Source organism: Variovorax sp. dw_308 (assembly GCF_019207085.1).
Taxonomy (GTDB): Bacteria; Pseudomonadota; Gammaproteobacteria; order Burkholderiales; family Burkholderiaceae_C; genus Variovorax.
Window position 1 is genome coordinate 22,707 of sequence record NZ_JAATOM010000004.1, and the last position, 22,882, is coordinate 45,588.

Sequence of the window (22,882 nt, forward strand, 5' to 3'; positions counted from 1 at the left end):
CGCCCGGACGACGCACCATGCCCGCCGACGACCTCCCGCAGGACAAGCAGTTCGCCAGCACACTGGCCAACGGCCTCGAGTTGCTCCAGTGCTTCAAGCCGGGCGAGCCACTGCTCGGCAACAAGGAGTTCGTCGCCCGCACCGGGCTCGACAAGGCAACGGTGTCGCGCCTCTGCTTTACGCTGACCGCGCTGGGCTACCTGCGGCACGACATCAAGCTGGGCAAGTACCGCCTCGGCGCGGCCGTGTTGTCGATGGGCTATCCGTTGCTGGCCAGTATGATCCTGCGACAGGTGGCCAGGCCGCTGATGAACGAGTTGGCTGCCGAAGTGCGAGGCACCGTCGGCATCGGCATCCGGGACCGCGCCGAGATGGTCTACATGGATGCTGCCCGGTCGGAGGAAGGCGATGCGCCGCTCATCGACATCGGCGCATCGATGCCGCTGATCGCCACCGCCATCGGGCGCGCATGGCTCACCCGTGCCGACCCCATCGAACGCGAGTCCGCGCTCAACCAGATCAAGGTGCGATATCCCAAACTGTTCGCGGAGCATGCGCGGCGGCTGCCGCAAACGATGCGAGAGATGGCGTCGCGCGGCTACTGCACGAATCCGGGCTACTTCCAGCCGGACCGGCTGGCGGTCGCGGTGCCGATGTCCAGGCTGGTCAATTCGGAGATCGTGGTCTTCAACTGCACCGTACCCGCGGCCCAGGCCGCGACACCCGACACGCAACAGCGCGTGGGGCTGCGTCTGGTGACGCTGGTGCGCAGCGTCGAGGTGGCGCTGGGACTGCGGTAGGCACAGCGGTGCCGACCGCTCAGCCCAGCAGGTTGCGCAGCGACGCCTCGACCGCCGCGGCCGTGGCAATGGGCTTTTCCATCGGGAACAGGTGCGTGCCGTCGAGCATGCTGATGCGCCCGTGCGTGACCTTCTCGGTCATCAACATCCCCGCGGCCTTCATCTCGCGCGACTGGCGACCGCCGATGAAGGCGACCGGGCACTTGAGCGGATGACGTCGCAGCAGGCTGCCCAGGTTGTGCGGAACGGTGTCGTAGATGGCCGTCTCGACATCGCGGTCGAAACTGAGCACGCGCGAGTCTTCCGCATCCAGCGTGCCGTGGTCGATGTAGTCGTGCAGCACCTGCTCGTCCCACCTGGCAAAGGCCTTCTTGGTGCGGAAGTGCTCGAACACCTCGTCGCGATGGGCCCAGGTGGTGCGGCGCTTGCGGCTCACCACGCTGGGCGACATGGCCCGCATGAAGGGCGAGAGCTTGGCCAGGCTCAGCGTGTCGGCGCGCCAGCCGCCGATGAGCGGCGAGTCGAGCAGCAGCACGCCTTTCGCGAGTTCAGGATGCTGGGCCGCGCACATCAGGCTCAGGAACCCGCCGAGCGAGTGGCCGACCAGGAACACCGGGCCGCCCTTTTTCTTGCCGATCCGCGCCTTCGTGAAGTCGGCGAGTTGCTGCACCAGGTTCGGCCAGTTGTCCGTGACCGGGTACTTCGGGTCGTGCCCGAATTTCTCGATGGCATCGACCTCGAAGCCGCGATTGCGCAGGCTGTCGAGCATCACCCGGTAGGTGCTGGCCGGGAAACTGTTGCCGTGGGAGAAGACGATGGAAGGCATATGTTGTTCGCCCGTTCGCCGGGCGCGCCCGAACGGTACCGGGACTCAGATCAGTTTTTCTTCAGGCGTGGAGATCTTGCGCAGCGCGCCGTGGCGCGCGGCCGGCATCTTCAGGGGATGCGCGGAAGCCGAGTCGTCCCACACCGGGTCCTCGATGCTGTCGAACACCTCGCGCAGCTTCTGGCCCCAGCTGTTGTGCATCATGCGGTAGTAGGGGTTCTCGGCATCGATGCAGATCACGCGATCGGTCTGCAGCTTGTTGGCCTCGTAGACGACCAGGTCGAGCGGCAGGCCGACCGAGAGGTTCGACTTCATGGTCGAGTCCATCGACACCAGCGCGCACTTGGCTGCCTCGTCCAGCGGCGTCTCGGGCGTGAGCACGCGGTCGAGCACCGGCTTGCCGTACTTCGATTCGCCGACCTGGAAGTAGGGCGTCTCGGTCGTGGCCTCGATGAAATTGCCGGCCGAGTAGACGAGGAACAGGCGCATGCCCTCGCCCTTGACCTGGCCGCCGAAGATGAAGGACACGTTGAAGTCCAGGCCGGCATGCTTCAGCGCCTCGGCATCGCGGTCGTACACATGGCGCACGGCCGAGCCGAGCACGCGCGCCGCGTCGAACATGCTCTTCGCGTTCCAGATCGTGATCGGTGGCCCGCCGTTGGCCTCCTGCAGTTCCTCGATCTGCAGGATCTCGCGCACGGATTGCGAAATGCTCAGGTTGCCCGCCGACAGCAGCACCATGAAGCGGTCGCCCGGCTGCTCGTAGCAGATCATCTTGCGAAAGGTGCTGATGTGGTCCACACCCGCGTTGGTGCGCGAGTCGGAGAGGAACACCAGGCCGGCGTTCAGTTTGATGCCTACGCAATATGTCATGAGCAGTCTCTGTGCACGAAACGGGCCCGTTTGTCAGCCGTGGCTTCGTGCGTTCAATCTCTGGAGTGTGTAGAGGGCCTCGAGCGCCTCCCTGGGGCTCATCGCGTCGGGGTCCAGCGCAGCCAGCGCGGATTCTACGGCGCTGGTTGCGGGCGGCGCGACCTCGGGCGGCGGCGCGAACAGGTCGACTTGCGCACGCGTCTGCGTCTGCTGCGCCTCCAGTGCTTCCAGAGCCTGCCGCGCATGGTTCACCACGGCAGCGGGCATGCCGGCGAGACGCGCCACCTGGATGCCGTAGCTCTTGCTGGCCGGGCCGGGCTGCATCTCGTGCAGGAACACGATGTCGCGGCCCGACTCGGTCGCGCTCACGTGCATGTTGACGGCCGCATGGTGCGTGGCCGGGAACTCGGTCAGCTCGAAGTAGTGCGTGGCGAACAGCGTGAAGGCCTTGGTGCGGTCGTGCAGTTGCGCCGCGATGCCGGCCGCCAGCGCGAGCCCGTCGAAGGTGCTGGTGCCGCGGCCGATCTCGTCCATCAGCACCAATGACTGGGCGCTGGCCCCGTGCAGGATCTGCGCGGCCTCGGTCATCTCCAGCATGAAGGTCGATTGCGCATTGGCCAGGTCGTCGGCCGCGCCGATGCGGGTGTGGATCGCGTCGATCGGGCCGAGCCGGCAGGTGGTGGCCGGCACGTGGCTGCCGATGGAAACCAGCAGCACGATGATCGCCACCTGCCGCATGTAGGTGGACTTGCCGCCCATGTTGGGGCCGGTGATGACCTGCATGCGTTGCTGCGGGCCCATGCGCGTGTCGTTGGCGATGAAGTTGCCGGCGGACTTCTCGGCCAGGCGCGCCTCGACCACGGGATGGCGGCCGCCGATGATTTCGATGCAGGGGTGCGCCACGAAGGAAGGTGCGCGCCAGTTCAGCGTATGCGAGCGCTCGGCCAGTGCGCAGAGGGCATCGAGCGTGGCCAGTGCGGTTGCCAGGCGCGTGAGCGCGGGAACGTGGGCCTGCAGGGCATCCAACAGTTGCTCGTAGAGGAACTTCTCGCGTGCCAGCGCGCGGTCCTGCGCCGAGAGCGCCTTGTCCTCGAAAGCCTTGAGCTCGGGCGTGATGAAGCGCTCGGCGTTCTTCAGCGTCTGGCGGCGGCGGTAGTTGTCGGGCACCTTGGCCAGCATGCTCTGCGTGACCTCGATGTAGAAACCGTGCACGCGGTTGAACTGCACGCGCAGGTTGCTGATGCCGGTGCGCTCGCGCTCCTCGATTTCTAGCTTGAGGAGGAAGTCGTCGCAGTTGTCACTGATGGCGCGCAGTTCGTCGAGGTCGGCATCGTGGCCTGACGCGATCACGCCGCCGTCGCGCACCAGCGCGGATGGGTCGGGCTTGATCGCGCCGACCAGCGATTCGGCGCAGCCCGGCGGTGCGGCGAAGTCGTTGCAGATGCCGGCGAGCAGCGCGGCGAAGGCCGGCAGCGCGGGCGCCAGCTGCTCGGTCTTGGCGAGCGCGAGGCGCAACGCCACCAGTTCGCGCGGGCGCACCTGGCGCAAGGCGATGCGTGCGGCGATGCGCTCGACGTCGCTGGTGTTCTTGAGTTGCTCGCGCAGCGTGCGCCAGGGCAGCACGGTGCTGCCCGCGGGCGCGGTCTGCAGCGCGGCGATGGCTTCCAGTCGAGCCTGCGCCTCGCTGCGGTCGCGCCGCGGCGCCAGCAGCCAGCGCTTGAGCAGGCGGCTGCCCATCCCGGTCATGCAGGTGTCGAGCAGCGAGAACATCGTCGGCGAATCCTCGCCGCGCAGCGTCTGCACGAGTTCGAGGTTGCGGCGCGTGGTGGGTGGCAGCTCGATCAGTTCACCATCGCGTTCGACCACGAGCTTCTGCAAATGCGTCAGCGCGCGGCCCTGCGTGTGTTCCGCATAGCCGAGCAAGGCCGAGGCGGCGGCATGCGCGTTCGTCAGCCCCTCGGCATTCCACGCGGCGAGGCTCACGCTGGCCAGTTGCTCGCTCAGCTTGCGTTCGCCGAGCCCGCCATCGAACTGCCAGGCCGGCCGGATCGACAAGCTGAAAGGCGCGGTGCCGGAGCGCGCCGCTTTCAGCCGGTTCTCGAAGGCCGGCGTGACCTCGGCGCTGTAGAGCACCTCGCTCGGCGCGATGCGGCCGATCCAGCCTTCGAGCGCATCGGCCGGGCATTCGGCCAGGTGCAGGTCCGCGCCGGTCACGCTGAGCCAGGCCAGTCCGACGAAATTGCGCGTGCCGGCATGCACGGACAGCAGCAGCGATTCGCTGCGGTCGTTGAGCAACTCGGAATCGGTCAGCGTGCCGGGCGTGACGACCCGCATCACCTTGCGCTCGACCGGCCCCTTGCTCGCGCCGACCTCGCCGACCTGCTCGCAGATCGCGACCGACTCGCCCAGCTTGATGAGCCGGGCCAGGTAGGTGTCGACCGCATGGAAGGGCACGCCGCACATCACCACCGGCTGGCCGGCCGACTGACCGCGCTGAGTGAGCGTGATGTCGAGCAGGCGCGCGGCCTTCTCGGCGTCGGCCCAGAACAGCTCGTAGAAATCGCCCATCCGGTAGAAGAGCAGGGTGTCCGGATGGTCGGCTTTGAGGCGCAGGTACTGCACCATCATGGGAGTGTGGGATGCCAGCTCGGCTGGCGCTATCGAAGTCAACGCGGGGATCCGTTTCCTGGAAGGCCGACGCCGGGCGGCGCGGGCGATAGATGTCTGGCGGGGATTTTCCGCGACATTCAGGCGCGGATGCGCTCGGCTTGCTGCCCGACGAAGTCCGTGAAGCGCTTGACGAGCGCGGCGTTGCCGCCGGCGGCCTGGATTGCCGCCTGCGCCCGGTCGGCCACCGTGGCGCCGATCGACTGGATCAGCGCATCGGCACCCGCGGGCGCCAGCCCGAAATGCGGTGCGGCCTCGTGCGCCAACGCAAGGGTCGATGCGTGCTGGCCCGGCAGGATCGCGAGTTCCTGGTAGCCGGTGTGGCTGTCCAACTGCGCGACCAGGTCGAACGCAGGCGCCAGCCGCCACGAGCCATTGCCTTGACGCAGCGCACCGTGGTTCTTGACGTGATCGTCGCTGTTGCCGACGCACAGGTTGAACACCATTCGACGGAACAGTTCGCGGACGTCCTGCTCCGGGCTGGCGGAAAGTCGACGCAGCAACTGGGCCAGTTCGACATAGCTGCCGCCGCTGGATTCGTAGGGCACGTCCAGCAACGCGGAGGACGAGAGGTAGTGCAGGCGGCGTTCGTCCATCACGGGGCCAATGCGGTCGAAGCGCTCGATGAGCAAGGCGTGGCCCATCGCCAGGGGCTGCAGCAGGAAGCTCGGCACGTCGATCCCGCAGGTCCTTGCCAGCCCGAGCGTCGCGGCTTCGACGATTTCCATGTCGTGCTCGTCGCCTCGCGAGGCGAACTTGGCGATGTGGCGTCGACCCTCATGCACGAACGTCGCCTTGGGTCGCGCGCCGCCCAGGCTGCCGCCTCGCAGCAGTTGCTGCATGCGTGGCGTGACCTCCATTCCGGCCTCGATGCGCCTTGATGCTTCCGCCAGGTCTTCGAGCGAGAGGAGCGTGGTTGCCGGTGCATCTGGCCGGATGGGCAATGACTCGGCGAACACCATCGCGCCGACTCGGTCCTCATTGGTGAGCAGCAGCGCATCGAGGTCCGACAGCGGCCGGCCTTGCTGCACTTCCAGCACCTTGCGTCCCCAACTGTCCGGCAGCGCATCGCGCAAGGTCAGGGGCATGGCCCCGCCGTCGCGCACGCGCCGCTCGGGCAGCACGAATGCGGCATCGCGCAGGGGGAGATGGTCAGGGTTCAGCGCTTGTGCGCCGGATTGCTGCAGGTAGCGGCGCCCATAGGCGAATTCGCCGGACTCCATCACCCCGTGCCGAGCCAGCTTCAGCAGCCCGACCGGCTGCACATCGTCGGGCGTCTCTTGAGTCGACGTAGCTTTGCCATCTCGACTCAATCCCCCGCGAGGGGCGGGCCGGGCACCGCCCGGTCCTGGGGGCTCTTGCGCAATGCCGACGTAGACGTTGCGTTCGACGGCACCGGGCTCAGAAGTCACGCTCGGCTTCTCCGATCACGCCGGGGGCCACCTTGCCGGCCGGTCGACGCACCCGCCGGTTGGACGCCAGTCCGGCTGGTGCGGGGGCCACCGCGTCCAGCGTGTCCAGTTCCCCGAACAGCCACAGCGCCTGCACGAAGAGTCCGATGCTGGTGCCCGGCTTGCCCGCTTCAAGCGCCCGCCAAGTGGTTGGCGAGCAGAACAAGCGCTCGGCCATTTCGGCCACCGTCCAGCCGCGTTGAACGCGGTGTGCGCGCAGCCGCTGGCCCGCTCGCAGCAGCGACGCCTGCACGGGGGCAGGCAGGCCAACGAGCGAGGGGGTGTGCCTTGGCATCAATAAAATGGTGTTTAAGCGAGTTATTAGCTATTTTATTAGTCGAATCGATTGTTTGCAATCCAGCGTGGTTGGCCAGCGTTTTGCTGATAGCCTGTGCGCCCAAAATCATAAGCATACTTATAATAGGTGGGCTTATGAAAAGAGATTTCACGCAGCGGTTTGGCTTCCTGGTCAACGACGTGGCAAAGCTCCATGGCGAGGCCTTCGACCGCCTCGCGCGCGAGCGCATCGGCCTCTCGCGGGCGCAATGCCGGTTGCTCGGCGTGCTGGCGATGAATGACGACGAGGCCGCGCTGTCGCAGACCGAACTGGCGCAACGCCTCGGCCTCAGCACCATGGCGGTCGCCACGCTGTGCGACCGCATGGTTGCGGCCGGCTGGATCCGCCGCGAGCCCAGCGCAACCGACCGGCGGGTCAACCAGATCCACTTGGAGGCCAGCGCGAGCAAGGCGCTCGATGGCGCGCTGACCATCAGCGACAGTCTGCAGGCCAGGACGCTCAGCGTGCTGGAGCCGGCGGAACGCGTTCAATTGATCGCCTTGCTCGGCAAGGTGCGCAGCGGTCTCGTAGCCTCGGCGAGCGAGTCGGAGGCGAAGGAATGACCACCCCCGTGAACCACGCCAACATCCCGCATCGGGGCATGATCACCATCTCGATCATGCTGGCGACCATCATGCAGGCGCTCGACACCACGATCGCCAACGTTGCGCTGCCGCACATGCAGGGCAGCCTGCAGGCGTCGCAGGACCAGATCACCTGGGTGCTGACCTCCTACATCGTCGCGTCGGCCATCGCATTGCCGCTCACCGGCTGGCTGTGCGGCCACTGGGGTCGGCGCCGCGTGTTCATCATCTCGGTGGTCGGCTTCACCATCGCCTCGGCGCTGTGCGGGCTGGCCGGCTCACTGGTCGAGATCGTCGGCGCGCGGCTGCTGCAAGGCATCTTCGGCGCTGCGCTGGTGCCGCTCTCGCAAGCCGTGCTGCTCGACATCAACCCGCGCGAGAAGGTCGGCCAGGCGATGGCGATCTGGGGCGCCGGCATCATGGTCGGGCCGATCCTCGGGCCGCTGCTGGGCGGCTGGCTCACCGAGAACTTCGACTGGCGCTGGGTCTTCTTCATCAACCTGCCGGTGGGCCTGTTCGCGCTGTGGGGCATCGCACGCTACCTGCCGGAGAGCCGGCCCCAGGGCGAGAAGCTGGACATCTTCGGGTTTGTCACGCTGTCGCTGGCCATCGGCATGCTGCAGATGTTCCTCGACCGCGGCGAGCAGCTCGACTGGTTCGACTCCTGGGAAATCAAGCTCGAGGCCGCCGCCGCGCTGGTCGCCTTCGGCTTCTTCGTGGTCCACACCTGGACGGTGCGCGGCGTGTCCTTCCTTGACCGCGAGTTGCTGAAGGACCGCAACTTCGTCACCGGCCTGCTGTTCGCCTTCATCGTCGGCATGATCCTGTTCGCGACGATGGCGCTGCTGCCCAACTTCCTGCAGGGCCTGATGGGCTACCCGGTGATCTACACCGGCCAAGTGACGGCGCCGCGTGGCATCGGCACGATGATCGCGATGATCCTGGTGGGCCGCCTGGTGCAGAAGTACGACGTGCGGGCCATCATGGCCGTCGGCTTCAGCCTGACGGCGCTCTCGCTCTGGCAGATGACGCGCCTGACGCTGCAGATGGACAGCACCCTGATCGTCGTTTCCGGCTTCATCCAGGGCCTGGGCATCGGCTTCACCTTCGTGCCGCTGTCGACCGCCACCTTCGCGACGCTGGCCCCGCGGCTGCGCAACCAGGGCACGCCGGTGTTCAGCTTGCTGCGCAACATCGGCAGCAGCGTGGGCATCTCGATCGTGCAGGCGCTGCTGACCGAAGGCTCCAGCAAGGCGCATGCGCAGTTGGCGGCGACGGTGTCGCCGGGCAACCTCGGCCTGCCCAGCCTTCCGTCCATGATGAACCCCGACACCGTCGGCGGCCTGGCGCTGCTCAACGCCGAGGTCACGCGCCAGGGTGCGCTGATCGGCTACCTCAACGACTTCGGGATCATGATGGTGATCACGCTTGCGGCCATCCCGTTGCTGCTGATGATCCGCAGTCCGAAGCGCGGACCGGCTGCCGGTGCGGCGGTCGAAGTGCCCCACTGACCCTTTCGTGAGCCGCCGCGCGGCGAGCTGGGGGCGAGCCTAATGCGCCAGCCCGCGCCGGCGCCGCGCCACGCGCACGGCTTCCACCCACGTGTCGAGGTTGAAGCGCTGCCCCGTCTCCGCACTGCGCGCCGCCAGCACCTGGTGCAGGAAGATCTTGCGCACGTCGCCGGGGATGTCGGTGTGCCCGACGATCAGCTTCTTCTGCAGGTCGAGCTGCTCCACCTGGAGCACGTTCTGCACCTTCTTGCCATCGACGTCCAGGTAGCGGATCTGCATGCGCGGCGTCTCGTCGACCATGGCGTGCTCGCCGGAGCCCTGGATGAACCATTCGGGCAGCGTGTCGGGGTCGTCGGTGTTGCCGGCGCTTCGCAGGCCGCTGCGCGTGGTCGGGATTTCGAGGGGTACGTGGCCCGATCGGATGCGTGCGGCTTCGATGCGCCGCGCCGCCTCGCTCTTGATGGCCTTCTGGTTCCATCCCCAGTAGAGGAAGGCCAGCACGACGATGGCTGTGACCATGCAGCCAATGAGTTGCCACTTCTCAAGTAGATCCATTGCAGTTCACTCCGCGGCTAGTTCTAAAGTATTCAAGTGCGGTGAATTCTGCGAGTCCGTGTATTTAAATGTCAACCGGACAAATGGCCAGCGCCATCTGGCGCATTGCGGAGTCGTATCAACGCTGCGGCATGTCCTTGGCGGAATAGCCGAGGCTGACCGTGGCATCGGCAGGAATGGGCGGCATGGTGGCGTTCCAGGCCAGCCAGTCGGCGCGCATCGCGGCCAGCCTATCGGGCTCCCGCCTGGCGCGGTTGGCCCGCTCGCGCGCGTCGGCCGGGATGTTGAACAGGTATTCGTTGCCGTCGACCTGCAGGTATTTCCAGTCCCCGTCGCGCAGCGCGCGCTGGTCGCGGTGGTTCATGCGCCAGTGCAGCGGCCTCGGAAAGACGTGCGCCGGGTCGCGCAGCACTGGCAGCAGCGACACGCCGTCGAGCGGCCAGGCCGGGTCCGCCGTCGCACCGGCCACGTCGAGCATCGTGGCCGACCAGTCCATCGTCATGCAGTGCTGTGCGCTGACGGCGCCGGGCCGGATCGTGGAAGGCCAATGCGCGATCCACGGCACGCGGATGCCGCCTTCGGTCAGGTCCATCTTGCCGCCCACCAGCGGCCAGTTGTCCGAGAAGCGCTCGCCGCCGTTGTCGCTGGTGAAGACCACGAGCGTGTCGTCGGCGATGCCGGCCTTCTCGAGCGTCGCCATGATCCAGCCGATGCCCTCGTCCATGTGATGGATCATGCGGCGGTAGGTCTCCACATTGCCGCCGTCCAGGTGGAACAGATTGTCGGCCACCTGCGGCGCGATGCCCGCATCGTCGCGGGTTTCCCAGGGCCAGTGCGGCGCGGTGTAGGTGAGGCAGAGGAAGAACGGGTCGGGCTGCGCGCTCATCCGTTCGATGTAGTCCACGGCGCGGCGGGAGAACAGGTCGGTGAGATAGCCCTCTTTCACGGCCTCCTCGTTGCCTTCGTACAGGTCGTGCGTGCCGCGCGAGTCGCAATGGGTGAAATAGTCGACGCCGCCCGACAACGGTCCGAAGAATTCTTCATACCCCGATTGCAGCGGCCCGAAGGCGGGCGGGTAGCCCAGGTGCCACTTGCCGACCAGCGCGGTGCGATAGCCGGCCTTGCGCAGCAGCGACGGCAGCGTCGGATGCTCCGGCGGCAGGCCCAGCGTGGCGCTGCCGCGGGACTTGCTGTTGATCGGCTCCTCGGCCGCGCCGCGCAGGCGGTACTGGTAGCGCGCGGTCATCAGCGCGAAGCGGGTCGGCGAGCAGACGGGCGAGTTCGAATAGCCGTCGGTGAAGCGCATGCCGCGCGCGGCCAGGCCGTCCAGCACCGGCGACACCGGGCCGAAGCTCGCGTCGCGCCCGCCATAGCAGCCGAGGTCCGCAAAGCCGAGGTCGTCGGCCACGATGAAGACGATGTTGGGGCGCCTGGATTCGTTGTCGTTCATGAGGGCGTTCAATCGTTTGCCTGGAAGTTGACGGCCTTCATGATGCCGGCCCAGCGCGCGGTGTCCTCGCGCATCGTCTTCAGCAGCGCGTCCGCGTTGTCGCCGAGGGGGTACATGCCGTTCTGCAGCAGTAGCTGGCGCACCTCGCGCGTGTTCACGGCGCGCATGAATTCGGCACGCAACTGGTCGACGACGGGCTTGGGTGTCCTGGCTGGCGCGAAGTAGGCGAACCACGCGGTGGCGATCACGTCCTTGTAGCCGGCCTCGACGAAGGTCGGCAGGCTCGGCATCAGCGGCGAGCGCTTGTCGCCGCTCGTCGCGAGCACCTTCACGCGACCGCTCGGCAGCATCTGCAGGGCGCCGCCGACCGTGTCGAAGTAGACCGGGATGCTGCCGCCCATCACGTCCTGCCGTGCCGGTGTCGAGCCGCGATAAGGCACGTGCACCATCTGCAGCCCGGCCCCGCGATTGAGCATCTCGCCGAGGAAGTGCGATGGCGTGCCGGCGCCATACGAGGCGAAGCTCACGGCGCCGCTTTGCGCCTTGGCCCAGGTGATGAAGTCGGCCAGCGTGTTGGCCGGCACGTCCTTGTTCACCACGAGCGCCAGCTCGAAGCGGGCTGCGTTGATGATCGGCTGGAAGTCCTTCACCGGGTCGTACGTGAGGTTCTTGTAGGCGCTCGGGTACATGGTCATCATGCCGGCCGTGCCCAGCAACAGCGTGCGGCCGTCGGGCGCCGCCGACTTCACGGCTTCGACCGCGATGCGGCCCGCCGCGCCCGAGCGGTTGTCGATGATGAGCGGGCCGAGCGAGTCCCTCACTTCCTGCGCGATGGCGCGCGTGAGCACGTCCTGCGTGCCGCCGGCGGGCACGCCGATAAGCACCTTGATGGGCGTGCCGGGCGCGATGGCGTTCTGCGCCGCGGCGAACGGCGCAAAGGCCATGGTGCCGGCGGCGGCCAGGGCAGTGTTCAGGCGGCGGCGCTGCAGGTTGGGTCCGATGCGCATCGATGTCTCTCCTTGTGGGCTTCGGCTCACTTTAGAGCGCGGACGATCGATTCATCTCATCGACCAGACCGGACTTACCCCGATGGCCCGTGCTTCGTCTTGCCGTGCGAGCGCGGCCGGACGCGGCCTACTCGTCGTGCGAGTCATGCGTTGCTGCGGCGCCTCGGCGCCAGTAGCCAGACGCGCGGATCCACTTCGGATTGGCGCCGCACTCGTTGACGAGCCAGGCGCGCACGGCCTTGGCGGCGGCTGATTCGCAGCCCACCCAGCCGTGGAAGTCGCCCGTCGGCAGGCGCTCCTTCCGCAAAGCGGTCAACAAGGGCGGCTCCGATGGGTTGGCGCCGAAATCGTCCCGGTGCACCCAGATCACCTCGACCGCGGCGCGGCTGTCCAGTGCGATGCGGTCGGCCGGTCCGTCGACCTCGGCCAGCACCAGCGCACGCGCGCCAGCGGGCAACTCGGCCAGTCGGCGCGAGATCGCGGGCAGCGCCGTGTCGTCGCCGACCAGCAGGTGCCAATCGAAATCCATCGGCACGATGAAGGAGCCGCGCGGCCCGCCGATGCCGATGGCATCGCCCGGTTGCGCCCTTTCGGCCCAGCGTGTAGCAGGGCCGGCCTCGTGCAGCGCGAAGTCGATCTCGAGCAGGCGTGCCTCGGCATCGAAGCGGCGCGGCGTGTAGTCGCGCATCACGGCCTTGGGGCCCGGCGGCCAGCTCGGGCTGCCGTCGGCGCCGATGGTCGGCACGGTGAGCACGCCGGACACAGCATCGGGGAGCGTGAGCTTGACGTGGTCGTCGAAGCCGAGGCTGGTGAAGCCTTCCAGCGCATCGCCGGTGAGCGTGATACGGACCAGGTGCGGCGTGACGCGTTGCACAGTGCGCACTTCGAGCTTGCGAAAGCGCAGCGGGTGGCGCACCCGCTGCGGCAGGCGGTCGGGCAGGGTGGAAAGGGTTTCGGTGCTCATCGTCAGATCTGTTCCAGTTGCTGGGCCGCGCTGTCGAGCACGGCGGCGAAGGCGCTGGCTTGCGCCGGTGTGAGGGGCTCGCGCGACAGCCGCATGCGCATGGCGAGCTTGAGGTTCTCGATGGCGCGCGTGACCTGCGGCGGTCGTCCGCCGCGCGGGCCGGCGCCGTCGACGCCGCCCTGCATGCGGGCCAGCATTGCGTCGGTAGTCACGCGGTTGTCGGCCAGGAAGGCCCGGCCGGCCTCGGTGATGCTGTAGCGCTTGCGGCCGCCGGCATCGGCCTCGTCCACGGTGAGGTAGCCGAGTTCTTCCAGCAGCGTGAGCGTGGGGTAGACAGTGCCCGGGCTGGGGCTGTAGCTGCCGCCGAGGCGGTCTTCGATCGACTTGATCAGCTCGTAGCCATGGCTCGGCTTGTCGGCGATGAGTTGCAGCAGCACGAAACGCAGGCCGCCGTGGCCAAACACGCGGCCGCCGCCGCGCATGCCCTCGCGCATGCCGTCGCGATGGTGATCGCCGCGGCCCCGACCGCCAGCGCCGGGGCCGTCGCCGTGCTCGCCACGGCGGATGCAGTGTTCGAAATTCCTGAAGTGACGCATCGGCTGTCCTCTTTGCTTGATTTGATGCAGTTACGATATATCTAAATCAAGTCTAAATCAAGTCGAAAGCGACAACGACCCTGATGCGTTCAGGGTTCGAGAAGCGCGAGCGTGCGAGGGTCCGGGATGCCGCCGAAGTACTTGCGCAGGCAGGCGTCGAACACCTGCTTCTCCGGCGCCGCCGCCGCAAACAGCGTCACGGACGACCTGAACTTGAGATCGTCCGGCGGGCCCAGGATCAGGTCGAGCGGCGTGTCGGCCACGTCGAGCACGAGCGCGCTGCAAGCCTCCAGCCGTGGGCCGAGCAGCGGGTGCCGCAGGTAGTCGCGCGCCTCGGCCAGCGAAGCGATCGCGTAGCGCCGGGCCATGGCACTGTGGCCCAGCCCGTCGAGCTGCGGAAAGATGAACCACATCCAATGGCTGCGCTTGCGGCCGGCGCGAAGCTCGGCCAGCACGGTCTCGTACACCGGCGCCTGCGCGTCGACGAAGCGTTGCAGGGCGTCCGGCGCGGTCATGGAACTAGCGCGTGCGGTAGTGCGAGACGCCCGCGTCGATGGTGCCGAAAACCTCGACGCCGCTGCCGCCGGTCGAGGTACCCGCGCCCTCGCTGCCGCTCGCAGGGGAGGAAGGTGCGCTGCCGCAGCCTGCCACGAGGCAGAGCAGGGCCGCGAGGGTGGAGGCAAGCAGGATCTTCAAATCAACTCCTTGAGGCGATGGCCGGCAATTCGTCAGGCGTCGGCGGGCTTGCAGCATACGGCCCCGTGTCGGAATCCTCGGTCCGAAGCTTGGGCAGGTGTTGTGGGTATTCACGCTGCATGAAGGTCATCATTCCTTCGCGCATGCGGCAGCGCAGGTCGAAGGCCTGCCCCGCCGTTGCCGCGGTGGCCAGCATGCGCAACTGCATGCTGCGTTCCGTGACGTCGGTGACCTGCAGCACGAAGGTGCGGCCGTCCCATTCGGGCGCAGTGCGAACGATGCGCTCCAGCTCGGCGCGCAAGGGCGCCAGGGGCGTGCCGTAGTCGACATAAATGAAGGCCGAGCCCAGCAGCTGCGCGGTGTGCCGCGTCCAGCACTGGAAGGGCTTCTCGATGAAATAGCTGAGCGGCAGGATCAGGCGCCGCTCGTCCCACAGTTTCATCACGACGAAGGTGCCGGTGATTTCCTCGACCGTGCCCCATTCGCCCTCGACCACCAGCACGTCGTCCATGCGGATCGGCTGCGCCAGCGCGATCTGCAAGCCGGCGATCAGGTTGCTGAACACCGGCTTGGCCGCCAGGCCGACGATCAGGCCGATGACGCCGGCCGAGGCCAGCAGGCTGGCGCCGACCTGCCGCGCTCCCGGAAAGGTCATCAGCACCAGCGACACACCCGCCACCAGCACCATCCCCAGGGCCAAGCGAGACAACACGCGCGCCTGCGTATGAATGCGGCGCGCGTTCAGGTTGTCGGCGACGTTCGCCGGGTACTTGGTCAGCAGGCCTTCGGTGAAGCCCGAGATGGCCCGCACCAGCAGCCAGGTCAGCGCGGTGATCACCAACAGCCCGTTCAGGTGCCGCACGGTGTTGATGTAGCGCAGGTCGTCCGGCGCGGCTTGCCACACCATCTGCAACGCAACCAGCGGCAGCGCCCAGCGCGCGGCCGAGCGCGCCTTGTCGACCATCGCATGCAACCCCGGCGTCGGCCGCGTCACGCGCATCAGCACCAGCCCGCCGATGCGATAGGCCATCAGCGCCGCCGGCACCGCGACCAGAGCGGCCAGCCAGGTGCCGAACCAGGGGTGCGCCAACACCAATTGGGCGTTCATGGAACCTTCGTATCCTGGAGCTGTCCGGCAATGCTCATGCCGCCTCGTGCGGGGCCGTACCGGCGGCTGACGTGGGGGCACCCGCTGTGGTGGCCGTCTCGGTGGATGGCTGCAGGATCCGCGCCGCATCATCACGAAGCTGGGTCGCAATGCCGGTGGCCAGGTCGAGCCGGCGCAGCAGCCACGGGCTGATGTCGTTCTCGAAGGGGTCGGGCAGGGGGATCGCCCCGCCCAATGCGGTGGCGGGCGCGCTCGTGGGCAGCGGCGAGGACGCGATGGGTGCGCTGCCGATCAGCGATTCGATGCGCTCCGCGGTGCGCATCAGCGGCCCTTCGACTTCGCCGGGCGTGAGACGGTCGCGACGCAGCACCAGCATCGACTTGATGGCGCTGAGCTGCGCGAGCAACTGGTAGCTATGGGCCTGCAGGTGTTCGAGCGGCTCGAGCGGCGGCTGCACGGCGCGCGGCTCCGCCAGCGAGCGTTGGGTGGCCTGCACCAGCGCGGAGAGGCTGTCGAAGGCCTCGCGCCGCGCGAGCCGCCAGTCGAGTTCGATGCTGTTGTCGATGTCGTGAAGTTGGCCGAGGCCCAGCGCGAGCCGTGCGTGCAGCGCTTGCGCCACCAGCGTGCGCCGCACCAGGTCCGGAATCTGGCCGCGCTCCCACGACGGCAGCACATAGCAGAAGGCCCATGAGACAGCGACGCCGATCAAGGTGTCGGCAATTCGCTCCACCAGTGCGAAGGTCGGACTCGCGCCGACGTTCAGCAGGTGTGCCTGCACCAGGCCCAGCACCGTTCCGGCCACGGACGTGACGAGGTACTTGCGCACCGCGAAGCCATGCGCAATGGCCTGCGCGAAGGTCACGCACATGAGCAGCATCATGGCTGACGGATGCGTCGCCAGCAGCCCGACGGCCAGCACGCAGCCCAGCAACGTGCCGGCCACGCGGGCATTGCGCCGCTCCAGCGTCTGGGACAGGCTGCCGCGCAGCACCACCACGATGGTCAGCAGGATCCAGTAGTCGTGCGAACCCCAGGGCATCCACACCGCGATCCCATAGCCGACCGCGATCGCGAGCGTGGCCCGGATGGCATGGCGCAGGGGCGGGGCATCCCAATGCCACAGCGCCAGGAAGGGCCGCCACGACCATGCGGTCGGGCTCACGAACACGCGCCAGTTGGCGCGCACCACGGCCAGGTCGGGTTCGATCTCGTGGCGCATGAGCTTGTTCAGCCGCAGCACCTCGTCATTGATGTGGCCGATGCGGTTCGCGAGCCCGCGCGCCAGCACGGCTGGCGAGGGCCCCGCGTGCGGCGGGGCATGCGGGTTGTCCGTGGGCAGGCGGATCATCGACAGGCGCGGCCGCAGGTCGGCCAGTGCGTCCGGCGTGCGGAACATCAGCATCGCGTCCGCGACCGCAACGACTTCATCGGACAGCGCTTCCAGCACGCTGCGCATCTCGGCCAGGGCCGGCGCATGCTCGGGCAGCGCGGTGAGCGCATCCAGGTCGAGTTCGCTGGCCAGCAACTGGTCGCGCATCTCGAGCACCACCACCAGCATGCCGGCCAGCCGCTGGCGGTGTGGCGTTCGGGGCGATTCGAGCACGATGTCCCGCGCCCCCTGGATCTGGTCGGCCAATGCAGCCGTTTGCTGCAGCAGTTGTCCCAGCAGCGGCGCGGGTGTGTCGCGCACGTCGCTCGTCTCGTCAGGCGCCTTGAACTGGCTGGCTTCGGTGCGCATCAGCGCCGCCATCGAATACAGCACGTCCGCGATCAACTGCGTGCGATAGCGCCCGTTGAGCGCAAGGTTGGCCAGCGTGGAATAGACCACGTAGAGCCCGGCGCCGAGCCCGAAATGGGCGGTGCGTTCAAGCGCTTCATGCAGGCCCGTGGGCGCTGGCGTCGCCATCGAGAAGATCATCGCGAACATCACGGCGATGGCGATCGGGATGCCGCGCTTGCCCCAGGCCATCGCGCTGAAGGCGAGGAAGGTGGCGGGAATCAGCACCATGCCCAGCCGGATCGGCATGGTGTGCAGCATCTGCACCGCGAAGAACAGCGGCATGGACAAGAGCGGCGCCGGCAGCATCTGCAGGAACTTGCCGCGCCGCGGGCTGGGCTGGTCGGGCGGCGTGGTCACGATCACGCCGACCGTGGCCGCGGCGCTCGCAATGGCGCCCAGCCACAGGTGCATCAGCCCGGAGATCAGGAACAGCCCGAACGCAACCGACACGCCGTTCGCAACATAGTGGCTCAGCGCGATCCGCAGCGCCGCGCGGGTGCGCAGCGCCGCAGCGGCGTGTGGCGCCACCCCTTGCATCACTCGCCGGCGGGATCGGCTGGCGCGACGACGGGCGGACGGGCGCGGGTCAGTTTGCGCGGCGCCGGCGCGGCGGCGGGTGCGGAGGATTCGGCATCGCCATCGGGCTGCTGCAGGTCGACCGTGCTGCGCGCGTAGAGGTCTCTCGACGAGTCGACGGCGCGGATGCGGTCACTGGCCGCCATCTTGTCGTCGACCCCGGCGAACTTCGAGTACTTGGTCAGCAGCGGCACCAACTGGCCATAGATCTTCGGATTGCCTGCCAGGCATTCACGCTGGTCGAGGAAGTCCGGCTCTCCGGTGAAGTTGCCGATCAGGCCGCCGGCCTCGGTCACCAGCAGCGAACCCGCCGCGATGTCCCACGGGTTCAGGCCGGTCTCGAAGAAGGCGTCGCTGAAGCCGGCGGCCACGTAGGCCAGGTCGAGCGCGGCGGAGCCGGGGCGGCGCAGGCCGGCGGCGCGCGGCATCAGGTCGGCCATGATGGCCAGGTACTGCTTGAAGTTGTCGCCGGTGCGGAACGGGAAGCCGGTGGAGATCAGGCACTCGTTCATGCGGGTGCGCTTGCTCACGCGGATGCGGCGGTCATTCATGAAGGCGCCGCGGCCCTTGGTGGCGGTGAACAGGTCGTTGCGGCTCGGGTCGTAGATGACCGCCTGCTCGATCTTGCCCTTCACGGACAGCGCGATCGACACGCAGTACACCGGAAAGCCGTGGATGAAGTTGGTGGTGCCGTCGAGCGGGTCGATGATCCAGACGAATTCCGAATCCTTGGCGCCGTGCTCGCTGCCCGACTCTTCGGCCAGGATGCCGTGGCCGGGGTAGGCCGTGAGAAGGGTCTCGATGATCGCGCGTTCGCTCGCGTGATCGACATCGGTCACGAAGTCGTTCACCTGCTTCTGCGAGACGCGCACGGCCTCGATGTCGAGCGCGGCGCGGTTGATGATGGCGCCCGCGGCGCGTGCGGCCTTGATGGCCACATTGATCATGGGATGCAGATTGGGTGAAGACATGGACTGTGAGAAAGAACGCGGGGCCGCGTGGCCCGGTGGATACGACCCGGCGATGCGGGCGGCGACAATCCCCGAGTTTACCCGCAGGCCCCTTTCAGCCCCCGATCGAATCCATGCGCACCCGCTTCATCCTGATCCAGACCAGCCATGCCGGCAATGTCGGCGCCGCCGCGAGGGCGATGAAGACCATGGGCTTCGGCGACCTGGTGCTGGTGGCCCCGCGCTGGGCCAACGTGTTGCGGCGGGAGGAGACGATCCAGCGGGCCAGCGGCGCACTGGATGTGCTGGCCAATGCCCGCATCGTCGAGACACTGGACGAGGCCCTCGACGGCGTCACCCACCTGTGCGCCACGGCGATGATCCCGCGTGACTTCGGCCCGCCGACGCGCACGCCGCGCGAGCACCTGGAGCCGCTGGCCAGGGGCGGCGAGCAGCATGTGGCCTTCCTGTTCGGCTCCGAGCGTTTCGGCATGCGCAACGAGGACGTGTACCGCTGCAACGTGGCGCTGAGCATCCCGGCCGATCCTTCGTTCGGCTCGCTGAACCTGGGCGCGGCGATCCAGTTGGTCGCCTATGAATGGCGGCTGGCGCTGGGCGGGTTCGAGGTCCGCGATGCCACGCCGGTGCAACTGCCGGCCGATGCACAGGCCGTGGCCGGCATGCTGGCGCACTGGGAACGTTCACTGGTGCAGATCGGTTTTCTCGACCCGGCCGCGCCGAAGAAACTGATGCCGCGCTTGCAGCAGCTTTTCAATCGCGCCCAGCCGACGCAGGAGGAAATCCACATCCTGCGCGGCATTGCCAAGGCGATGGTCGACCCGCATCGGCCGCCGCTGGACGGGGAATCCACAGCGCCCGTAGGTGATGCCGGCGCACCTTAGACTGCGTTCCCCCTATCGATATCACCCAAAGATGTTTGCCCGAATCCGCTCCGACATCCAGTGCATCCTCGAGCGCGACCCGGCCGCCCATTCGGCCTGGGAAGTGCTGACGCTCTATCCCGGCCTGCATGCCGTGGTCCTGCACCGGCCGGCGCACTGGTGCTGGAACCGTGGGCTGCGCTGGCTGGGCGCGTTCATCGCGCACTTCGCGCGCTGGATGACGGGCATCGAGATCCACCCGGCCGCGAAGATCGGCGAGCGCGTGTTCTTCGACCATGCGATGGGCGTGGTGGTGGGCGAGACGGCCGAGATCGGCGACGGCTGCACGATCTACCAGGGCGTGACGCTCGGCGGCACGTCGCTCTACAAGGGCACGAAGCGGCATCCGACTCTCGGGCGCAATGTCGTCGTGAGCGCGGGGGCGAAGGTGCTGGGAGGCTTCACTGTCGGCGATGGCGCGCGGATCGGCGCCAATGCGGTGGTCATCAAGCCGGTGCCTGCGGGCGCAACTGCGGTGGGGATTCCGGCGCGGATCATTCCGGCCAAGGCCGATCGTGCATCGGGCGAGAACGGCGAGACTTTCCTGGCCTATGGCGTGTCGCAGAGCGACGATCCGTTGTCGCTGGCGATGCGCGGGCTGATCGACAACGCTTCGTCGCAGGAGCACCAGATCGCGCTGCTGTGGCAGGCGATCGAGACGCTGTCGGCCGAGCGCGGGAAGAAGTCGGATTGCGTGCCGACGGATGCGGCGCGGGATGAGTGCTTCGAGGCGGAGAAGTTGACGGAGCTGGTGGGGAAGTAGCTCTCGTCATCTCCGATCAAAGCTGCGCCATCTCCGTCAAAGAAGAGCGTCCACGTGCCGCTTCAGCGATGAAAGATTGACAAACGTCAGTTCGTACATCGCAGTCAAGCCCGCCGCTTGTTCATCGGTGAGGTCAGCGGCGCAGACGATGAACCTGCTTCGCTCGATGCCGAGGCGCTTGCGCAGACGCAGGTACTTGTCGATGTCGCGCCGGAACTCACCCGACTTGCATTCCACGCAGATCGGCGACTGCCCTTCGGGAAGCAGAACGACATCGAGTTCGTGCAGGTCTTCGTTCGGGAAAACGACCTTCACGCCACGTGCGCACGAGAAGCCACGATTGCGTGCCCTTGCGTGCTGAATCAACTCTACAAATGCGTACCACTCGAGCCAGCCGCCATCGAAAAACTGACGCACTGCAGGTGCCGTCTGAAGCGTCAGGCGAACAATTTTTTCCTGCTTCTGATAGTGGTAGCGTGAGAAGAACGTGTGACTGTAGAACTGGCGGCACAGTGTATTGATGGCCTGCGCGTCTTTCTGGCTCAGGCTTGCAAGCTCGAGGTTCACCCAGCTGTGGCTTTTGCGGTAGGCAAAACGCACACGGTCTACCAACTCGGAAAACAACGCCCAGTCGTCGCCGAGTGTGCGGGCGGCGTCGTCGAAGAAACCGGTGGTATCGACGAGGGCGTGATCGAACTGGGCGTCGATCTGGCGGGACTTGAACCAGGCTTGCAATGGCGCGTGCTGCGTGGCTGTCGCCAGCGCCGCTGAACTATGAGCATCCGCGTCCGCCAGTGTTTGTTCAGGGGTGGCGACGGCTTCGGGCGGCGTCAGTGCTGCGACTTCACCGCCGGCCGCAGCCTTGTCTGGTTGCTGCAAGGCGGCGACTTCCCGCAAGGCCGCGAAGTAGCGCTCCACCAGTTTTTCCACGTAGAACACGGTTCCGTAGACGGTGCTCGGTGTGCCGCAGCGACCGCACAGCGTCTTGATGCCCACAGGCGTAATTGCGTCTTCAGAAACGAACCCGCACTTGTTGCAACGGTAGATGGGCATGAATCGTTTGGCTGTTTTTCTTGGCTGATGCTGCGTCCAGCAGCACGGCGGTCCGTTGCAAAATTACCTCGTGGTCGCGCGGATCGCCGCCTTCGGCCGCCACGCCTTGCAGACGCTGTCGTCCGTGTCGAAATACGGGCCGCCAATCAAGTCGATGCAGTAGGGCACCGCGGCGAAGATGCCCGGCACGATCTGCTTGCCCTCGGCGTCCTTCAAGCCTTCCAGCGTTTCCGCAATCGACTTCGGCTGGCCGGGCAGGTTGAGGATCAGGCACTTGTCGCGGATCACGGCCACCTGGCGCGACAGGATCGCGGTCGGTACGAAATGCAGGCTGATCTGGCGCATCTGCTCGCCGAAGCCGGGCATCTCCTTGTGGCCCACGGCCAGCGTGGCTTCGGGCGTCACGTCGCGCAGGGCAGGGCCGGTGCCCCCGGTGGTCAGCACCAGCGAGCAGCCGGCATCGACGAGTTCGATCAAGGCGGCGCTGATGGCCGCCTGCTCGTCGGGGATCAGGCGGGCTTCGAAGGTGATCGGGTTGAGGAGTGCGCGGCCGAGCCAATCCTTCAGCGCCGGCAGCCCCTTGTCTTCGTAGATGCCACTCGATGCGCGGTCGCTGACCGAGACGATGCCGATGCGCACTTCATCGAATCCGCTCATGCATCGTCCTCGCGCTCCAGGTCTTCCGACTGGGCCGCATGGTCGGCATTGCCGTGCGCGGCCAGTTGCTCGCGCACGATCTGGAACACGTCGCGGTAGGCCTTGCCCTGGCGCGGTGCTTCGCCGGGCGGGCCGGCCTTGATGTCCTTGCGGGCCTGGCGGACCAGGGCGCGGAGTTGCTGTGCGTCGGTGGCGGGATGGGTTTCGATCCATCCGCCGAGGGCGTCGTCATCGGCGATCAGGCGGTCGCGCCAGCGTTCGGCTTCATGCAGCATGGCAGTCTCCTCGGCGGGGGCACGGTGTTGCTCGGCCAATGCGGCGCGCACGGCGTCGAGTACTTCGGGGTCGAGGCCGCGCATCAGCTTGCCGATGAACTGCATCTGGCGGCGCTTGCCTTCGAAGTTGGTGATGCGCTTGGCTTCGTGGATCGCGTCGGCGAGTTTCTCGCCGAGCGGCAGCGGGTCGAACAGGCCGGCGCGCAGGGTCAGCAGGTCTTCGCCGATCTTCTGCAGTTCGGCGCTTTCGCGCTTGAGTTCGGTCTTGCTGGCTTCGTCGGTGCCCTTGAGCTCGCGCTTGAGTTCAAGGTCGAGTTCGCTGCCTTCGGCAATGAACTGGCCGCGGACGAAATAGCCTTTTTTGGGTTTGCGTGACATGTGCAGGCGAGGGGATTGAGGCTGGTTCGGGGGCTCCGGAACGAGTCTTCGGAAAGGGACAGGTCATCCGACACAGGGGGCGCA

Annotated in this window: 23 protein-coding genes; 5 read left to right on the forward strand and 18 right to left on the reverse strand. The window is 67.2% G+C overall.

The features are described from left to right. The first annotated feature begins 17 nt into the window (after positions 1 to 17). Complete coding sequence (locus HCU76_RS09420; protein WP_218509095.1) at positions 18 to 800, forward strand: IclR family transcriptional regulator; 783 nt, start codon at positions 18 to 20, stop codon at positions 798 to 800. A 19-nt stretch (positions 801 to 819) separates the two neighbouring features. Here HCU76_RS09420 and HCU76_RS09425 read toward each other — a convergent pair whose 3' ends face one another. From HCU76_RS09425 to HCU76_RS09445, 5 genes are all read right to left on the reverse strand, one after another. Beyond that, positions 820 to 1,626: an alpha/beta fold hydrolase gene (locus HCU76_RS09425; protein ID WP_213953336.1), complete on the reverse strand. Its 807-nt coding sequence runs from the start codon at positions 1,624 to 1,626 to the stop codon at positions 820 to 822. Between the two features lie 45 nt (positions 1,627 to 1,671). Then, entirely contained in the window at positions 1,672 to 2,499 is an 828-nt protein-coding gene (locus HCU76_RS09430) for a proteasome-type protease (protein WP_218509096.1), read from the reverse strand. Positions 2,500 to 2,532: 33 nt separating this feature from the next. Then, positions 2,533 to 5,127, reverse strand: a complete 2,595-nt coding sequence (mutS, locus tag HCU76_RS09435) for a DNA mismatch repair protein MutS (protein WP_218509097.1) — start codon at positions 5,125 to 5,127, stop codon at positions 2,533 to 2,535. A gap of 119 nt (positions 5,128 to 5,246) precedes the next feature. Next, the gene (locus tag HCU76_RS09440; protein WP_371319785.1) at positions 5,247 to 6,578 is read right to left on the reverse strand and encodes a type II toxin-antitoxin system HipA family toxin; all 1,332 of its coding nucleotides are present in this window, start codon (positions 6,576 to 6,578) and stop codon (positions 5,247 to 5,249) included. Continuing rightward, a complete protein-coding gene (locus HCU76_RS09445) occupies positions 6,568 to 6,912 on the reverse strand; it encodes a helix-turn-helix transcriptional regulator (RefSeq protein ID WP_213953339.1) in 345 nt (114 codons plus the stop codon). The genes HCU76_RS09440 and HCU76_RS09445 overlap by 11 nt, the downstream gene beginning before the upstream one ends. Before the next feature lie 137 nt (positions 6,913 to 7,049). Here HCU76_RS09445 and HCU76_RS09450 point away from each other — a divergent pair, with 137 nt between their 5' ends. Continuing rightward, on the forward strand, positions 7,050 to 7,517 hold the full coding sequence (locus tag HCU76_RS09450) for a MarR family winged helix-turn-helix transcriptional regulator (protein ID WP_213953340.1): 468 nt from the start codon (positions 7,050 to 7,052) through the stop codon (positions 7,515 to 7,517). Continuing rightward, positions 7,514 to 9,049, forward strand: coding sequence for a DHA2 family efflux MFS transporter permease subunit (locus HCU76_RS09455; protein WP_256354105.1), 1,536 nt, complete (start codon positions 7,514 to 7,516; stop codon positions 9,047 to 9,049). Before HCU76_RS09450 ends, HCU76_RS09455 begins: the two co-directional genes overlap by 4 nt. A gap of 39 nt (positions 9,050 to 9,088) precedes the next feature. On the opposite strand, the gene HCU76_RS09460 is transcribed toward HCU76_RS09455, so the two are convergent. The 10 genes from HCU76_RS09460 to HCU76_RS09505 form a co-directional block, all read right to left on the reverse strand. Then, entirely contained in the window at positions 9,089 to 9,604 is a 516-nt protein-coding gene (locus tag HCU76_RS09460; protein ID WP_213953342.1) for a hypothetical protein, read from the reverse strand. A 118-nt stretch (positions 9,605 to 9,722) separates the two neighbouring features. Continuing rightward, positions 9,723 to 11,054, reverse strand: a complete 1,332-nt coding sequence (locus tag HCU76_RS09465) for a sulfatase (RefSeq protein WP_218509098.1) — start codon at positions 11,052 to 11,054, stop codon at positions 9,723 to 9,725. 8 nt (positions 11,055 to 11,062) lie between these two features. After that, complete coding sequence (locus HCU76_RS09470) at positions 11,063 to 12,061, reverse strand: tripartite tricarboxylate transporter substrate binding protein (protein WP_218509099.1); 999 nt, start codon at positions 12,059 to 12,061, stop codon at positions 11,063 to 11,065. Positions 12,062 to 12,188: 127 nt separating this feature from the next. Then, positions 12,189 to 13,025 (reverse strand): siderophore-interacting protein, encoded by an 837-nt coding sequence (locus tag HCU76_RS09475; protein ID WP_218509100.1) that lies wholly within the window; start codon positions 13,023 to 13,025, stop codon positions 12,189 to 12,191. Positions 13,026 to 13,027: 2 nt separating this feature from the next. After that, the gene (locus HCU76_RS09480; protein WP_218509101.1) at positions 13,028 to 13,621 is read right to left on the reverse strand and encodes a PadR family transcriptional regulator; all 594 of its coding nucleotides are present in this window, start codon (positions 13,619 to 13,621) and stop codon (positions 13,028 to 13,030) included. Positions 13,622 to 13,710: 89 nt separating this feature from the next. Continuing rightward, complete coding sequence (locus tag HCU76_RS09485) at positions 13,711 to 14,136, reverse strand: DUF1810 domain-containing protein (RefSeq protein ID WP_218509102.1); 426 nt, start codon at positions 14,134 to 14,136, stop codon at positions 13,711 to 13,713. Between the two features lie 4 nt (positions 14,137 to 14,140). After that, the gene (locus tag HCU76_RS09490) at positions 14,141 to 14,317 is read right to left on the reverse strand and encodes a hypothetical protein (protein WP_213953348.1); all 177 of its coding nucleotides are present in this window, start codon (positions 14,315 to 14,317) and stop codon (positions 14,141 to 14,143) included. Position 14,318: 1 nt separating this feature from the next. After that, positions 14,319 to 15,425 (reverse strand): mechanosensitive ion channel family protein, encoded by a 1,107-nt coding sequence (locus tag HCU76_RS09495; RefSeq protein WP_218509103.1) that lies wholly within the window; start codon positions 15,423 to 15,425, stop codon positions 14,319 to 14,321. Positions 15,426 to 15,459: 34 nt separating this feature from the next. Continuing rightward, the gene (locus tag HCU76_RS09500) at positions 15,460 to 17,742 is read right to left on the reverse strand and encodes an FUSC family membrane protein (protein WP_218509383.1); all 2,283 of its coding nucleotides are present in this window, start codon (positions 17,740 to 17,742) and stop codon (positions 15,460 to 15,462) included. Then, positions 17,742 to 18,752 carry an inositol monophosphatase family protein gene (locus HCU76_RS09505; protein ID WP_218509104.1) on the reverse strand — a complete coding sequence of 337 codons (1,011 nt, stop codon included), beginning with the start codon at positions 18,750 to 18,752 and terminating at the stop codon, positions 17,742 to 17,744. The genes HCU76_RS09500 and HCU76_RS09505 overlap by 1 nt, the downstream gene beginning before the upstream one ends. Before the next feature lie 113 nt (positions 18,753 to 18,865). On the opposite strand from HCU76_RS09505, the gene HCU76_RS09510 reads away from it, so the two are divergent. Together HCU76_RS09510 and cysE are read left to right on the forward strand one after the other, a co-directional pair. Next, the gene (locus HCU76_RS09510) at positions 18,866 to 19,633 is read left to right on the forward strand and encodes an RNA methyltransferase (RefSeq protein WP_218509105.1); all 768 of its coding nucleotides are present in this window, start codon (positions 18,866 to 18,868) and stop codon (positions 19,631 to 19,633) included. Then, positions 19,617 to 20,435 (forward strand): serine O-acetyltransferase, encoded by an 819-nt coding sequence (gene cysE, locus HCU76_RS09515; RefSeq protein WP_213953353.1) that lies wholly within the window; start codon positions 19,617 to 19,619, stop codon positions 20,433 to 20,435. Before HCU76_RS09510 ends, cysE begins: the two co-directional genes overlap by 17 nt. 36 nt (positions 20,436 to 20,471) lie before the next feature. Here the strand turns inward: cysE and HCU76_RS09520 are convergent, their stop codons facing one another. The 3 genes from HCU76_RS09520 to yjgA form a co-directional block, all read right to left on the reverse strand. Further along, the gene (locus HCU76_RS09520; protein ID WP_213953354.1) at positions 20,472 to 21,488 is read right to left on the reverse strand and encodes a DUF1887 family protein; all 1,017 of its coding nucleotides are present in this window, start codon (positions 21,486 to 21,488) and stop codon (positions 20,472 to 20,474) included. Positions 21,489 to 21,551: 63 nt separating this feature from the next. Then, on the reverse strand, positions 21,552 to 22,145 hold the full coding sequence (gene mog, locus HCU76_RS09525) for a molybdopterin adenylyltransferase (protein WP_213953355.1): 594 nt from the start codon (positions 22,143 to 22,145) through the stop codon (positions 21,552 to 21,554). Further along, a complete protein-coding gene (yjgA, locus tag HCU76_RS09530; RefSeq protein WP_213953356.1) occupies positions 22,142 to 22,798 on the reverse strand; it encodes a ribosome biogenesis factor YjgA in 657 nt (218 codons plus the stop codon). The genes mog and yjgA overlap by 4 nt, the downstream gene beginning before the upstream one ends. Between the last annotated feature and the right edge of the window lie 84 nt (positions 22,799 to 22,882).